This window comes from Pseudomonas sp. Leaf48 (assembly GCF_001421885.1).
Taxonomy (GTDB): domain Bacteria; phylum Pseudomonadota; class Gammaproteobacteria; order Pseudomonadales; family Pseudomonadaceae; genus Aquipseudomonas.
Map to the genome: position 1 here is coordinate 617694 of NZ_LMLH01000028.1, position 13588 is coordinate 631281.

Annotated in this window: 13 protein-coding genes; all 13 read right to left on the minus strand. The window is 61.6% G+C overall.

Annotated elements, in window-relative coordinates; genetic code table 11:
* Positions 1-20 precede the first annotated feature (20 nt).
* Entirely contained in the window at positions 21-1148 is a 1128-nt protein-coding gene (locus tag ASE98_RS18620; RefSeq protein ID WP_060542789.1) for a sensor histidine kinase, read from the minus strand.
* 252 nt (positions 1149-1400) lie between these two features.
* Positions 1401-3101, minus strand: a complete 1701-nt coding sequence (gene ureC, locus ASE98_RS18625; RefSeq protein ID WP_060542790.1) for an urease subunit alpha — start codon at positions 3099-3101, stop codon at positions 1401-1403.
* Positions 3098-3433 (minus strand): urease subunit beta, encoded by a 336-nt coding sequence (locus ASE98_RS18630; protein WP_060542791.1) that lies wholly within the window; start codon positions 3431-3433, stop codon positions 3098-3100. The genes ureC and ASE98_RS18630 overlap by 4 nt, the downstream gene beginning before the upstream one ends.
* Entirely contained in the window at positions 3433-3966 is a 534-nt protein-coding gene (locus tag ASE98_RS18635; RefSeq protein ID WP_060542792.1) for a GNAT family N-acetyltransferase, read from the minus strand. The genes ASE98_RS18630 and ASE98_RS18635 overlap by 1 nt, the downstream gene beginning before the upstream one ends.
* Positions 3967-3972: 6 nt before the next feature.
* On the minus strand, positions 3973-4506 hold the full coding sequence (locus ASE98_RS18640; protein WP_060542793.1) for a GNAT family N-acetyltransferase: 534 nt from the start codon (positions 4504-4506) through the stop codon (positions 3973-3975).
* Between the two features lie 9 nt (positions 4507-4515).
* Complete coding sequence (gene ureA, locus ASE98_RS18645) at positions 4516-4818, minus strand: urease subunit gamma (protein ID WP_007907366.1); 303 nt, start codon at positions 4816-4818, stop codon at positions 4516-4518.
* A gap of 210 nt (positions 4819-5028) precedes the next feature.
* On the minus strand, positions 5029-5865 hold the full coding sequence (locus ASE98_RS18650; protein WP_060542794.1) for an urease accessory protein UreD: 837 nt from the start codon (positions 5863-5865) through the stop codon (positions 5029-5031).
* A 54-nt stretch (positions 5866-5919) separates the two neighbouring features.
* Positions 5920-6618 carry an urea ABC transporter ATP-binding subunit UrtE gene (gene urtE, locus ASE98_RS18655; RefSeq protein WP_060542795.1) on the minus strand — a complete coding sequence of 233 codons (699 nt, stop codon included), beginning with the start codon at positions 6616-6618 and terminating at the stop codon, positions 5920-5922.
* Between the two features lie 130 nt (positions 6619-6748).
* The gene (urtD, locus tag ASE98_RS18660; RefSeq protein WP_060542796.1) at positions 6749-7618 is read right to left on the minus strand and encodes an urea ABC transporter ATP-binding protein UrtD; all 870 of its coding nucleotides are present in this window, start codon (positions 7616-7618) and stop codon (positions 6749-6751) included.
* Complete coding sequence (gene urtC / locus ASE98_RS18665) at positions 7615-8694, minus strand: urea ABC transporter permease subunit UrtC (RefSeq protein ID WP_060542797.1); 1080 nt, start codon at positions 8692-8694, stop codon at positions 7615-7617. Before urtC ends, urtD begins: the two co-directional genes overlap by 4 nt.
* Entirely contained in the window at positions 8694-10196 is a 1503-nt protein-coding gene (gene urtB / locus ASE98_RS18670; RefSeq protein WP_060542798.1) for an urea ABC transporter permease subunit UrtB, read from the minus strand. The genes urtC and urtB overlap by 1 nt, the downstream gene beginning before the upstream one ends.
* A 442-nt stretch (positions 10197-10638) precedes the next feature.
* Entirely contained in the window at positions 10639-11904 is a 1266-nt protein-coding gene (gene urtA, locus ASE98_RS18675) for an urea ABC transporter substrate-binding protein (protein WP_060542799.1), read from the minus strand.
* Between the two features lie 269 nt (positions 11905-12173).
* Positions 12174-13553 carry a PepSY-associated TM helix domain-containing protein gene (locus ASE98_RS18680; RefSeq protein ID WP_060542800.1) on the minus strand — a complete coding sequence of 460 codons (1380 nt, stop codon included), beginning with the start codon at positions 13551-13553 and terminating at the stop codon, positions 12174-12176.
* Between the last annotated feature and the right edge of the window lie 35 nt (positions 13554-13588).

A 13588-nucleotide genomic window follows, 5' to 3' on the forward strand; every position in this document is an offset into this window, starting at 1 on the left:
CAGGAGCTGTGTGGGAGCTCCTACTGGCTCCTGCGGGGCAACACCACGGTAAACAGCGTCCCCTCCGTCTCATTGGAACTGACCTCGATCGTCCCTGCGTGCGCGGTGACCACTTCCTTGACGATAAACAGGCCCAGGCCGAGGCTGGTGGTGGGTTGGCCGAGTTCTTCGCTGGCGCTGCGCACCAGTGGGTCGAAGAGGGTGCTGATCGCCTCCTGCGGAATCGGCACGCCATAGTTATGCACCTTCAGGCGAACACAGTCCGGCTCGCCATTGAGGCTGATCGTCACATCACGCTTGTTTGAACCATGTTGCAGCGCATTGCCAATCAGGTTCTGCAGCATCTGGGCAAGGCGCCCGGCATCCCAGAGCCCTCGGGTGTCCCCCGTCACTTCCACTCGCGGATCGCTTTCAGGGTTGCCCGCGCAGGCCTCGGCAATCGCCGCGTGCGCCGCATCAGCCAGGTCCATGGGGGCAGGCTCGAGCGGCAGGCTCTTGCCCAGCCGACTGCGCACCAGTTCCAGCACATCGCTGACCATCACCGCCATGTGTCGCGCGCTGTGCTTGATGTTGATTGCGCAAGTCAGTGCATCGCCTTCGAGGGGGGCTTTGCGCAACAGCATGTCGGTGGACATGGTTACCGCTTGCAGCGGCGCACGCAGGTCATGGCCCAGGATTGCCAGAAAGATGTCCCGCGAGCGATTGACCTGTTCGGCATAGGCTGCGGTGGATTCGGCCAAGGCTTCGTCGATGGCTTCATTGAAGCGGATCATGTCCTGGAAGTAGGCAAGGTCTGGGGATTGCAGACTGTTGACCCACAGGCGGATCACACAGGCGCGCAGATGACGAAACTCCGAGGTCATCTGCACGAGATCGAAGCCGACGGTGTGGCGCAATTCGCCGTGGCTGGCGGCGGCAATGTCCAGGCTCGGCGTTTTTTCCGGGCCTTCTCCCTTGGCCTTGGCCTCCTGCTCGCTGGCGGTTTGCGCCTTGCGCATATCGGTTGCCGCGGCGAGCAGGATCGATTTCGCGTGATCGCGCAGTGTTGCGCGGTCCAGCGAGTCGTCGGCGTTGATGGCGTCGGCGAATTTCTCCCATTCATCAACGATGCGATCCACGTGCTGCAAGATGAAGTCAGATAAACGCATGGCTGGGTGTCTGTGTGGTAGTGGTAGCGAAAGAGTGTGGCGCATCCGGGGGGCTTTGTCGTTGCCCAAGAGCAAGCGCCGATAAAGAGGCGCTACAGGATGACCGCTGCCATTGATCGGCAGGGCCAACCCCCATAGGGACTAAATACCATTTGCCATAAAGGCGCACTGGCATAGAACGGGCTTTGCAACAGGAGTCCCCCAGTGCAAGCAACAGGTAGCTCACACTGGGGCCTGTGCATGTTCGATGGTTCAGAACAGGAAATATCGCTGGGCCATCGGCAATACATCTGCCGGCTCGCACCACAGCAACACACCATCGGCCTTGACCTGATAGGTCTGCGGATCGACGTCGATGTCCGGCAAATAGTCGTTGTGGATCAGGTCGGTTTTCTTGACCTCGCGACAGCCCTTGACCACGGCGATTTTCTTTTTCAATCTCAGTGCTTCGGGCAAACCCGCCTCCTGCGCCGCCTGGCTGATGAAGGTCAGGCTGGTGGCGTGCAGCGAGCCACCGTAGCTGGCGAACATCGGGCGGTAGTGCACCGGTTGCGGGGTCGGGATCGAAGCATTGGCGTCGCCCATCAGGCTGGCGGCGATGGCGCCGCCTTTGAGGATCAACGTCGGTTTCACGCCGAAAAACGCTGGGCGCCACAGCACCAGGTCGGCCCATTTGCCCACTTCGATCGAACCCACTTCATGGCTGATACCGTGGGTGATCGCCGGGTTGATGGTGTACTTGGCGATGTAGCGTCTGACGCGGAAGTTGTCGTTGCCCTCACCATCGCCGGGCAGTTGGCCGCGCTGTTTTTTCATCTTGTCGGCGGTTTGCCAGGTGCGCGTGATGACTTCACCGACACGGCCCATGGCCTGGCTGTCGGAGCTGATCATCGAGAACGCGCCGAGGTCGTGGAGGATGTCTTCGGCGGCAATCGTCTCGCGACGGATGCGGCTTTCGGCGAAGGCCACGTCTTCGGCAATGCTCGGGTCCAGGTGGTGACAGACCATCAGCATGTCCAGGTGTTCGTCGATGGTATTGCGGGTGAAAGGGCGGGTCGGGTTGGTCGAGCTCGGCAGCACGTTGGCAAAGCCGCAGGCCTTGATGATGTCCGGGGCATGACCGCCGCCCGCGCCTTCGGTGTGATAGGTGTGGATGGTGCGGCCCTTGAAGGCGGCGAGGGTGGTTTCGACAAAGCCCGACTCGTTGAGGGTGTCAGTGTGGATCGCCACCTGCACGTCGTACTGGTCGGCCACCGTCAGACAGTTGTCGATACTCGCCGGGGTGGTGCCCCAGTCTTCGTGCAGCTTCAGGCCGATGGCGCCCGCCTTGACCTGTTCGATCAGGGGCTCCGGCAGGCTGGCGTTGCCCTTGCCGGTGAGACCGATGTTCATCGGGAACGCATCGGCGGCCTGGAGCATGCGCGCCAGGTGCCAGGGCCCGGACGTGCAGGTGGTGGCGTTGGTGCCCGTGGCCGGTCCGGTACCGCCGCCGATCATTGTGGTGACGCCGCTCATCAGCGCTTCTTCGATCTGTTGCGGGCAGATGAAATGGATGTGCGTGTCGACGCCGCCGGCGGTGAGGATCATGCCTTCACCGGCGATCACTTCGGTGCTGGCGCCAATGGCGATGGTGACGTTCGGTTGCACGTCCGGGTTGCCGGCCTTGCCGATGCCGGCGATGCGTCCGTCCTTGAGACCGACGTCGGCCTTGACGATGCCCCAGTGGTCGATGATCAGCGCATTGGTGATTACCGTGTCGACCACTTCGGCGGCAAGCAACTGGCTTTGCCCCTGGCCATCGCGGATCACTTTGCCACCACCGAACTTCACCTCTTCACCGTAGGTGGTGAAGTCTTGTTCCACTTCGATCCACAGCTCGGTGTCGGCCAGGCGGACCTTGTCACCGAGGGTTGGGCCGAACATGTCGGCGTAGGCTTGACGGGAAATCTTCATTGCAGCTCCTTGCAAAAATTCATTGTGGCGAGATCGCCCATGATCCTGCCGGCAAACCCGAATACTCGGCGATGCCCCGCCAGGTCAACCAGCTCAACCTCCCGGCTCTGCCCCGGCTCAAAACGCACGGCAGTCCCGGCAGGGATGTTCAGGCGCATGCCACGGCTGGCGGCGCGGTCGAAGGTCAGGGCGTCGTTGGTTTCGAAAAAGTGGTAGTGCGAGCCGACCTGGATCGGCCGGTCGCCGCTGTTGGCCACTTTCAGAGTGGTCGTGCGCCGGCCGGCGTTGAGTTCAATGTCGCCGGGCTGGATCTGGTACTCACCGGGAATCATCAATGGGCTCCTTGGAGAATCTTGTAGTAGAGGGCAGTCGGCATGTAACGGCCGCTGGGGTCGCAGGCGTAGTCGGGGATTTCACCGGCGCGGGTGTAACCCAAGGCCTTGTAGAAGTCTTCGGCAGGGGAGCCGGCTTCGGTGTCGAGGTAAAGCATGCCCCGCTGGTGTTGCAGGGCCGCCTGTTCGAGGGCGCTCATCAACTGCTGGCCGAGGCCGCGCCGCCGCGCATGCTCGCGCACCAGCAGTTTCTGCACCTCGGCGCGGTTCAAGCCATTGGCTTTGCGACACAGGCTCAGTTGCACACTGGCTTGCACCTGTTCGTCGTTGACCACCACCCACAGCAACACATTGCCGTTGTTCAGGTTCTCCTGCACTTCGTCGAAATATGCGCGGGCCTGCGCCGCGTCCAGATCCGCCATGAAGCCGACGCTGGCGCCATAACCCACAGCGTCGAGCAGCAGGTCGATCAGGCCCTGACGATAATGGGCAAAGCTCTCAGCGTTGACGCGTCGCAACTGGGCGGCGTTCATCGGGCATTACTCCTGCTTGGCGCCGGGTGGCTGCGCGCCGGGATTGAGGGTCAATTGCATGAAAGTCAGGTCCAGCCAGCGGCCGAACTTGGTGCCTACTTGAGGCATCTGTCCGGTAGTCACGAAGCCGATCCGCTCATGCAAGCGAATGGACGCCGCGTTGCCGCTTTCGATGGCAGCGACCATCACGTGCTTGCCGCAGCCTTTGGCGCGTTCGACCAGCGCATCCATCAGTTTCGGCCCGAGGCCGTTGCCACGCTGATCGCTGCGCACATACACCGAGTGCTCGACCGTGTGGCGAAAGCCGTCGAACGGGCGCCAGTCGCCGAATGAGGCGTAGCCCAGCACGGCGTTATCGGCGTCGACGATCACCAGGATCGGATAGTTCTGGGATTGCCGTGCGCTGAGCCAGGCCTGGCGGTTGCCGAGGTCGACCGCCTGCTCGTTCCAGATTGCCGTGGTGTTGAGCACGGCGTCGTTGTAGATGTCACGGATGGCCGGCAGGTCGGCATGCAGGGCATCGCGAATGTGGTAAGTCATGACCCGGCCTCAGGCGATGGGTTGATGGACGGTGACCAGTTTGGTGCCGTCGGGGAAGGTGGCCTCGACCTGGATCTCCGGGATCATTTCCGGGATGCCTTCCATCACTTGTTCGCGGCTCAGCAGGGTGGTGCCGAAGTGCATCAGCTCGGCCACGGTCTGACCGTCACGGGCGCCTTCGAGCAGGGCGGCGGAGATATAGGCCATGGCCTCCGGGTAATTGAGTTTCACGCCGCGCGCCAAACGCCGCTCGGCGACGAGGCCGGCGGTGAAGATCAGCAGCTTGTCTTTTTCGCGTGGGGTCAGGTCCATCGTTTGAATCCATAAGGGCAGTTTTTTGAGGTTCTTGCGGTGTGGGGTGTGTCAGATGCGACGGCCCCTCACCCTAGCCCTCTCCCGGAGGGAGAGGGGACTGGTCTCGGTTGCCTGTAAGGTCCGGATCAGTCAGTTGCATTCTTGTGTCTTGAACAATCACATCGGTCAGGCTCCCTCTCCCTGCGGGAGGGGGGTGAGGGTAGGCCTTCATGTACTCCAGATTCTCGGCAACACAGCCTCACGGCCAAGCAGCGCCGGCCTGAGCAATCGCCACAAATCAATCAGCCAGCCGCGCGCCAGCAACGCTTCACTGGCCAGACAGCGCGCAACCAGCAACCCCGGCAATTGCGTCAAATCCCCGCGCACGTCATTGGCCAGCGAGCGGCAGCGCTCAAGCAGTTCGTTATCAATCTCCCCGGTCACCAGTAATGTCGCAAACACCGGCTGCCCATCCAGCCCTATCGGCGAATCGAGCAAGCCATCAGCCCCGACAATGCGCTGACGTTCGTGCCAGAGCAACTGGCCGTCACGGCGGATATCCAGGTGCGCCTGGAAATGCCCGAGGTCGAAACGCTCACCACTGGCCGGTCGACCCAACGCCACCACGTCCCAGTAGAACAGCCGGGCATCACCTTCAAGGTTGATGCAGGTGCTGAGTTCGGCCTGGGCGGCGCTGAAAATGATCGTTTCCTGCGGCAGCCATTCCAGGGTCGCACCCGCTGCTACGTGCAGTTTCAGCTGTTGATAAGCGGGGCCGGCGGCGCGATACCATTTCGCCGCGCCCGGACTTGTGATTTGCGCCCAGGCATCGCGCTCGACCTTGGCCGTGATGTCCAGACGATCACCACCGGCGATACCGCCCGGAGGGTGGACGATGATGTGCTGGCAGACTTGCGGCCCCTCGGCATACAGATGTTTCTGCACCCGCAACGGACCTTGGTGGCGGCGCATGACAGGGCGCGTGCTCTCGCCGAAGCGGGCATAAGCCAGTTCCAGCTCGGCGTGCCAGCTGGGCGTGAACAGGAGCGAGGCAGGTAAATTCATGTTTTGTAATTATCGTTAGGACGCTACAGATTATCGTAACCCTGCAGCGTAGCTTTAAATAGTGACCAGGCCGCGCACGCCCTCGGCTTCCATGTTTTCGCCGCGACCCTGTTGCACGATCTCTCCCCGGGACATCACCAGGTATTGATCGGCCAGTTCGGCGGCGAAGTCGTAGAACTGCTCCACCAGCAGGATCGCCATGTCACCACGGGCCGCCAGTTTCTTGATCACCGCTCCGATCTCCTTGATCACCGACGGCTGGATGCCTTCGGTAGGTTCGTCGAGGATCAGCAGGCGTGGCCGGCTGGCCAGTGCCCGGCCGATAGCCAGTTGCTGTTGTTGGCCGCCGGACAGATCGCCGCCACGGCGTTGTTTCATTTGCAGCAATACCGGGAACAGCTCATAGATGAACGCCGGGACCTCCCTGGCTTCGGAACCGGGAAAGCGCGACAGGCCCATCAGCAGATTTTCTTCCACGGTCAGCCGGCCGAAAATCTCCCGGCCCTGAGGTACGTAGGCGATGCCGGCATGCACCCGCTGGTGTGGCTTGAACGTGGTGATCGGCTTGCCTTCCCAGTTCACCGCGCCTTCTTTGGCAGGCAACAGCCCCATCAGGCATTTGAGCAGGGTGGTCTTGCCGACGCCGTTGCGCCCGAGCAGGCAGGTGACCTCACCGACCTTCACGTCGAACGTCAGGCCGCGCAGGATGTGGCTTCCGCCGTAGTACTGGTGCAGCTTGTCGACTTGCAGCATCTTCAAATTCCTCTCAACCCCTGTAGTAGCCGGCTTGCTGGCGATCGCGGTGGGGCAGGCGACCATGATGTTGGCTGACACGCCGCCATCGCCAGCAAGCCGGCTCCCACAGGGGGCTGTGTTTACAGGTCTAGCGACCGAGGTACACCTCGATCACCCGCTCGTTATCCTGCACCTGCTCCAGCGACCCTTCAGCCAGCACGCTGCCCTGGTGCAACACGGTCACGTGGTCGGCGATGGAGCCGACGAAACCCATGTCGTGCTCCACCACCATCAGTGAGTGCTTGCCGGCCAGGCTTTTGAACAGCTCTGCGGTGAATTCGGTTTCGGCGTCGGTCATGCCGGCCACCGGTTCGTCGAGCAACAACAGTTGCGGGTCCTGCATCAGCAACATGCCGATTTCCAGGAACTGCTTCTGGCCATGGGAGAGCAGACCGGCTGGGCGGTTGACCGAGGTCGTCAGGCGTATGGTGTCCAGCACTTCGCCAATGCGATCTTTCTGTTCGCCACTCAAGCGCGCTCGCAGGCTGGCCCATACCGACTTGTCGGTTTTCTGCGCCAGTTCCAGATTCTCGAACACGCTCAGTGCTTCAAACACCGTCGGCTTCTGGAACTTGCGACCGATGCCGGCCTGGGCGATCTGCACTTCGCTCATCTGCGTCAGGTCCAGGGTCTCGCCAAACCAGGCCTTGCCGTGGCTGGGCCGGGTCTTGCCGGTGATGACGTCCATCAGTGTGGTCTTGCCCGCGCCATTGGGGCCAATGATGCAGCGCAGTTCGCCGACGCCGATGTACAGGTTCAGATTGTTCAGGGCGCGGAATCCATCAAAGCTGACGCTGATGTCCTCCAGGGTCAGGATGGTGCCGTGACGAGTGTCCAGGCCTGGGCCGACGCGTTGGCCCAGGCCAATGGCGTCGCGGCTGCTGCCGGCATCCTTGTTCGGCTCCACTGGAAAGAAGGCCGGTTCGAGCATGAACTCAGCTGTCGCAGTCACTCTCATTGTTCACCTCTTTTCTTCAGCAGACCGATCACGCCCTTGGGCAGGTACAGGGTCACGACGATGAACAGCGCACCGAGGAAGAACAGCCAGTACTCCGGGAAAGCCACGGTGAACCAGCTCTTCATGCCATTGACCACGCCAGCGCCGAGCAGCGGACCTATCAAGGTGCCACGACCGCCGAGTGCCACCCAGACGGCGGCTTCGATGGAGTTGGTCGGCGACATTTCGCTCGGGTTGATGATCCCGACTTGCGGCACGTACAAGGCACCCGCCAGGCCGCACAACACGGCGCTCAACACCCAGACGAACAGCTTGAAGCCACGGGGGTCGTAACCGCAGAACATCAGCCTGTTCTCGGCATCCCGAAGCGCGGTCAGCACCCGGCCAAACTTGCTTTGCGCCAGCCGCCAGCCGATGAACAGGCTCGCCAGCAGCAACAGCACCGTGGCGAAAAACAGTACCGCGCGGGTCGCGGGTTCAGTGATGCCGAAACCGAGAATGGTGCGGAAATTGGTGAAGCCGTTATTGCCGCCAAAGCCGGTTTCGTTGCGGAAAAACAGGAGCATGCCGGCGAAGGTCAGGGCCTGGGTCATGATCGAGAAATACACGCCCTTGATCCGCGAACGGAAGGCAAAGAAGCCGAACACCAGCGCCAGCAATCCAGGCGCCAAGACCACCAGACACATGGCCCAGAGGAAGCTGCTTGTGCCGGTCCAGTACCACGGCAATTCGGTCCACGACAGGAAGGTCATGAAGGCCGGCAAGCCATCGCCGGAGGCCTGGCGCATCAGGTACATGCCCATCGCGTAGCCGCCGAGGGCGAAGAACAGGCCGTGACCGAGCGACAGCAATCCGGCGTAACCCCAGACCAGATCCAGGGCCAGGGCGACGATGGCGTAGCAAAGAATCTTGCCCACCAGGGTCAGGGTATAGGCAGAGATGTGCAGTGAGCTGTCCGGCGACAGCAGCGAGAGCAGCGGCAATGCCAGCAGCACAACGAGGGTCACTGCACCGACAGCGAGGGTTACCTTGGGGCCGGCCTTTTGTGTGGCCGTGAGCATCAGGGGCTGGTTCATCAGTCGATCACCCGTCCTTTCAGTGCGAAGAGGCCTTGCGGACGCTTCTGGATGAACAGAATGATCAGCGCGAGGATGAGGATCTTGCCGAGTACTGCACCGATCTGCGGTTCGAGAATCTTGTTGGCAATGCCCAGGCCGAAGGCGGCCAGTACGCTGCCCGCCAGTTGGCCGACACCGCCCAGCACCACCACCAGGAACGAGTCGATGATGTAGCTCTGGCCGAGGTCCGGGCCGACGTTGCCGATCTGGCTCAGGGCGACGCCGCCGAGTCCTGCAATGCCCGAACCCAGCCCGAAGGCGAGCATGTCTACACGCCCGGTAGGCACGCCGCAGCAGGCCGCCATGTTGCGGTTCTGAGTGACTGCGCGGACGTTGAGACCCAGGCGCGTCCTGTTCAGCAGCAGCCAGGTCAGCACCACCACAAACAGGGCGAAGGCAATGATCACGATGCGGTTGTATGGCAGCACCAGATTCGGCAGCACTTGAATGCCGCCTGACAGCCATGCCGGGTTGGCGACTTCCACGTTCTGTGCGCCGAACACCAGACGCACCAGTTGAATCAGCATCAGGCTGATGCCCCAGGTGGCGAGCAGGGTCTCCAGCGGCCGGCCATAGAGATGGCGAATGATCGTGCGTTCCAGCGCCATGCCGATCGCCGCGGTGACAAAAAACGCCATCGGCAGGGCGATCAACGGGTAGAACTCGATGGCCTGCGGGGCGTAGCGCTGGAACAGCAACTGCACGACATAAGTCGAGTAGGCGCCGATCATCAGCATTTCGCCGTGGGCCATGTTGATCACGCCGAGCAGGCCGAAGGTGATGGCCAGACCCAGGGCCGCCAGGAGCAGAATCGAGCCGAGCGACATGCCGCTGAAGGCCTGGCCAAGCAGTTCGCCCACCAGCAGTTTGCGTTTGACTTGAGCCAGGCTGGTTTCGGCGGCGGTACGTACGCCGGCATCGGTTTCGACGCCCGGTTCGAGCAAGCCTTCGAGGCGAGTGCGGGCCAACGGGTCGCCGGTTGCACCCAGCAAACGCACGGCGGCGAGGCGCACGGCGGGCTCCGCATCGACCAGTTGCAGGTTGGCCAGGGCCAGGCTCAGGGCGGCGTGAACGGTTTCGTCTTTTTCGCCCGCCAGTTGCTGGTCGAGGAATTTCAGCTGCGCCGGTTTTGCACTTTTCTGCAGTTGCTGTGCGGCGCCCAGACGTATCTTGGCATCGGCGGCGAGGAGCTGATGGCTGGCCAGCGCGGTGTCGATCAGGCCCCGCAGGCGGTTGTTCAGGCGCAGGGTTTTCGGCTGGCCGTCGACGGTCAATTCGCCTTGTTGCAGGGCGTTGACCAGTTCGATACGGACCGGGTCGGGTTGGGCGGCCCAGGATTCAAGCAGTTTTGCTTGCTGCATGGGGTTTGCGGCGACGAAGTCTTCGGCGTCACCAGCATGGGAGGCCATCGGCAGTAGCAGTGCCATGGCGAGGATGAAGCGGTGCAAGGCAGTGGGCATTGGTGGTGGTTCCTGTCTGCGGTGGCCGATGGAGCTGGGTTCGGCGTTGAATCCGCCCCTCACCCTAACCCTCTCCCAGAGGGAGAGGGGACTGACCGGGTTGTTTGGTCATCCAGCATCGACCTGGCAATCCTGTGTCGAACTCAGGCTTTGAAAACCGGCTCCATTTCCCTCGCACGCTTGTGGGCGCTTTGAAAACCGGCTCCATTTCCCTCGCACGCTTGTGGGCGAGGACGCTGWCCGGGTTGTTTGGTCATCAGCATCGACCTGRYAATCCTGTGTCGAACTCAGGCTTTGAAAAGCTTGAAAACCGGCTCCGTATTGCGTCGAACTCAGCCTTTGAAAAGCTTGAAGATCGGCTCCCTTTCCCCCTCTCCCCCCTGGGGGAGAGGGTTGGGGTGAGGGGGTGGTTCTCAAGCCCGCCTCAAAACCCGAATTCGCCTCAGTTGCTCTTCACCGCATATTCCGGCTTCTTGTCGTTACCCGGAATGAACGGGCTCCATGGCTGGGCACGGATCGGTCCCTCGGTCTGCCACACCACGTTGAACTGACCGTCGGCCTGGATCTCGCCGATCATCACCGGCTTGTGCAGGTGGTGGTTGGTCTTGTCCATGGTCAGGGTGTAACCGGACGGCGCAGCGAACGTCTGGCCGGCGAGGGCTTCGCGGACTTTGTCGACGTCGGTGGATTTGGCTTTTTCCGCAGCCTGGGCCCACATATGGATACCCACGTAGGTGGCCTCCATCGGGTCGTTGGTCACCGCTTTATCGGCACCCGGCAGGTTGTGTTTCTTGGCGTAGGCTTTCCAGTCAGCGACGAATTTCTTGTTCGCCGGATTTTCCACCGACTCGAAGTAGTTCCACGCTGCCAGGTTGCCCACCAATGGTTTGGTGTCGATGCCGCGCAGCTCTTCTTCACCCACCGAGAACGCCACGACCGGTACATCCGTAGCTTTCAAGCCCTGGTTGGCCAGCTCTTTATAGAACGGCACATTGGAGTCGCCGTTGACCGTGGAAATAACGGCAGTCTTGCCGCCCGCCGAGAACTTCTTGATGTTGGCAACGATGGTCTGGTAATCGCTGTGACCGAACGGCGTGTAAACCTCTTCGATGTCCTTGTCGGCCACGCCTTTGGAGTGCAGGAACGAACGCAGAATCTTGTTGGTGGTGCGCGGGTAGACGTAGTCGGTGCCAAGCAGGAAATAGCGTTTGGCGCTGCCACCTTCTTCGCTCATCAGGTATTCCACCGCCGGGATCGCTTGCTGGTTCGGTGCGGCACCGGTGTAGAACACGTTCGGCGACATCTCTTCACCTTCGTATTGCACCGGGTAGAACAGCAGGCCGTTGAGTTCTTCAAACACCGGCAGCACCGACTTACGCGACACCGAAGTCCAGCAGCCGAACACCACAGCGACCTTGTCCTGGGTCAGCAACTGTCGGCCCTTCTCGGCGAACAGGGGCCAGTTCGATGCAGGGTCCACGACTACCGGTTCGAGCATCTTGCCGTTCACACCGCCCTTGGCGTTGATTTCGTCGATGGTCATCAAGGCCATGTCCTTGAGCGACGTCTCGGAGATCGCCATGGTCCCGGACAGGGAGTGCAGGATGCCGACCTTGATGGTCTCAGCAGCCTGGACGGTCCAGGTCATACCCATGGCGGCAATGCTTGCCGATAGTGTGAAAGCCTTGATCAAGCTGCGACGCTTCATTGTGCGATCTCCATGAACTTGGAAGTTTTCTTGGTTGGCAGATGCGGACTACTGAAGGGTCTTTAGCAAGGGCTGTGCCCGGTCGGGAAAAGACAGGGAAATACCGTGCCAGAGCAGTTGTGCGGGGCGCTGGCGCACCATGAAGGGACGAGGTCGGGGCAGTGGTGCGAAGAGGTGCGCCACATTGGGGCGCAAGGTGTGCCTGCAGGAGCTGCCGCAGGTTGCGGCAGCTCCTGCACGTCAGAGGAGAGTTCGGGCGATCGCCTGCCTCATGAGGACGATGAGGTCGGTTCAGTTTGTCGGGTGAAGCGCGACAACAGCACCCGATCGAGCAGCCAGACCACCACCAGCGAAGCACCCACCAGCGGGAACGCTACCGCCAGGGCGAACATGATCACCATCGCGGTTTTCCATTTCGGCAGGTCGTGGCGCAGCGGCGGTACCCCGAACTTGCCTTGCGGGCGACGCTTCCACCAGATCACCACGCCGCTGACGGCGCTGAGCAGAATCATCAGGCAAATCAGCAGCACGATAATCTGGTTTAACACGCCGAACATTTTGCCTTCGTGGAGCATCGCGCCAATCTCCGTGGCGCGTGCGACGGTCCCGTAATGCTCGAAGCGCACATCGGCAAGAACGTTGCCGGTGTACTGATCAACATGCAGGGTGGCGTCGTTGCGCGGGTCGTCGGCGAATACGGCGATGGTGAACACACCGGTCGCGGAGGTCGGCAAGGTGATGCTGTAGCCTGCTTCGACCTTGCGTTGGGTGGCGATGTTCTGCACGTCTTGCAGGCGGATGGTCGGCGCGGCCGGGCCGGCAGATGCAGCGTCGTGACCCATGTGTTCGGCATGGCCGCCGGACATTGGCATCGGTGTGTTTTCCATGGCCCATGGCACGGTCTGGCGCGTGGCGGTGTTGAGGCTGCGCGCCTCGACATCGGACTTGGGCACGTCATCCCACATGGCGGCCGGGAAGGTGTTCCAGACTTCTGCATATTGCTTGCCCCAGAACCCGGTCCAGGTCATGCCGCTGAGCAGCATCACCAGCAGCAGGGATGCACCCCAGAACCCGGTCACAGCGTGCAGGTCACGCCACAGCACGCGACCGCGGCTGTTCAGGCGCGGCCACAAAATGCCAGCGGCCTGGCCGCGCGGCCACCACAGGAACACGCCGGACACCACCAGCACAATGCCCCAACCGGCGGCCAGTTCGATCAGTCGATCACCCACGGTGCCGATCATCAGTTCGCCATGAATCGCCCGGGCAATGGCCTGCAGGTTTTTCTTCGCGTCTTGCTCGCCGAGAATGTCACCGTGGTAGGGGTCGACGAAAACGTTCAGCTCCTTGCCGGCGTCGAGGACGACGAACTGCGCGCTGCGCTGCGTATTTACCGGTGGCAGGTACTGGCTGACCTGGCCCTGTGGATAAGCAGCTTTGACCCGTGTCAGCAGGTCATCGGCCGGCACAGTGTGATGTCCGGCCGGCACGTTGAACAGGCTGCTGTACATCAGCGAGTCGAGCTGCGGTTTGAACAGGTAGATGGTGCCGGTCAGGGCCAGCATCACCATGAAAGGCGCGACGAATAACCCGGCATAGAAATGCCAGCGCCAGGCCATGTTGTAGAAATTCACTTTGGGCTGTTTCATCACGTGTGCTCCGCTGTGGCGAAATCATTTATTGT

What these genes read in the sequence shown, in the direction of transcription:
- ASE98_RS18620 (WP_060542789.1), bottom strand. Translation starts at nt 1,148, where the DNA reads ATGCGTTTATCTGACTTCATCTTGCAGCACGTGGATCGCATCGTTGAT.
- ureC (WP_060542790.1), bottom strand. Translation starts at nt 3,101, where the DNA reads ATGAAGATTTCCCGTCAAGCCTACGCCGACATGTTCGGCCCAACCCTC.
- ASE98_RS18630 (WP_060542791.1), bottom strand. Translation starts at nt 3,433, where the DNA reads ATGATTCCCGGTGAGTACCAGATCCAGCCCGGCGACATTGAACTCAAC.
- ASE98_RS18635 (WP_060542792.1), bottom strand. Translation starts at nt 3,966, where the DNA reads ATGAACGCCGCCCAGTTGCGACGCGTCAACGCTGAGAGCTTTGCCCAT.
- ASE98_RS18640 (WP_060542793.1), bottom strand. Translation starts at nt 4,506, where the DNA reads ATGACTTACCACATTCGCGATGCCCTGCATGCCGACCTGCCGGCCATC.
- ureA (WP_007907366.1), bottom strand. Translation starts at nt 4,818, where the DNA reads ATGGACCTGACCCCACGCGAAAAAGACAAGCTGCTGATCTTCACCGCC.
- ASE98_RS18650 (WP_060542794.1), bottom strand. Translation starts at nt 5,865, where the DNA reads ATGAATTTACCTGCCTCGCTCCTGTTCACGCCCAGCTGGCACGCCGAG.
- urtE (WP_060542795.1), bottom strand. Translation starts at nt 6,618, where the DNA reads ATGCTGCAAGTCGACAAGCTGCACCAGTACTACGGCGGAAGCCACATC.
- urtD (WP_060542796.1), bottom strand. Translation starts at nt 7,618, where the DNA reads ATGAGAGTGACTGCGACAGCTGAGTTCATGCTCGAACCGGCCTTCTTT.
- urtC (WP_060542797.1), bottom strand. Translation starts at nt 8,694, where the DNA reads ATGAACCAGCCCCTGATGCTCACGGCCACACAAAAGGCCGGCCCCAAG.
- urtB (WP_060542798.1), bottom strand. Translation starts at nt 10,196, where the DNA reads ATGCCCACTGCCTTGCACCGCTTCATCCTCGCCATGGCACTGCTACTG.
- urtA (WP_060542799.1), bottom strand. Translation starts at nt 11,904, where the DNA reads ATGAAGCGTCGCAGCTTGATCAAGGCTTTCACACTATCGGCAAGCATT.
- ASE98_RS18680 (WP_060542800.1), bottom strand. Translation starts at nt 13,553, where the DNA reads ATGAAACAGCCCAAAGTGAATTTCTACAACATGGCCTGGCGCTGGCAT.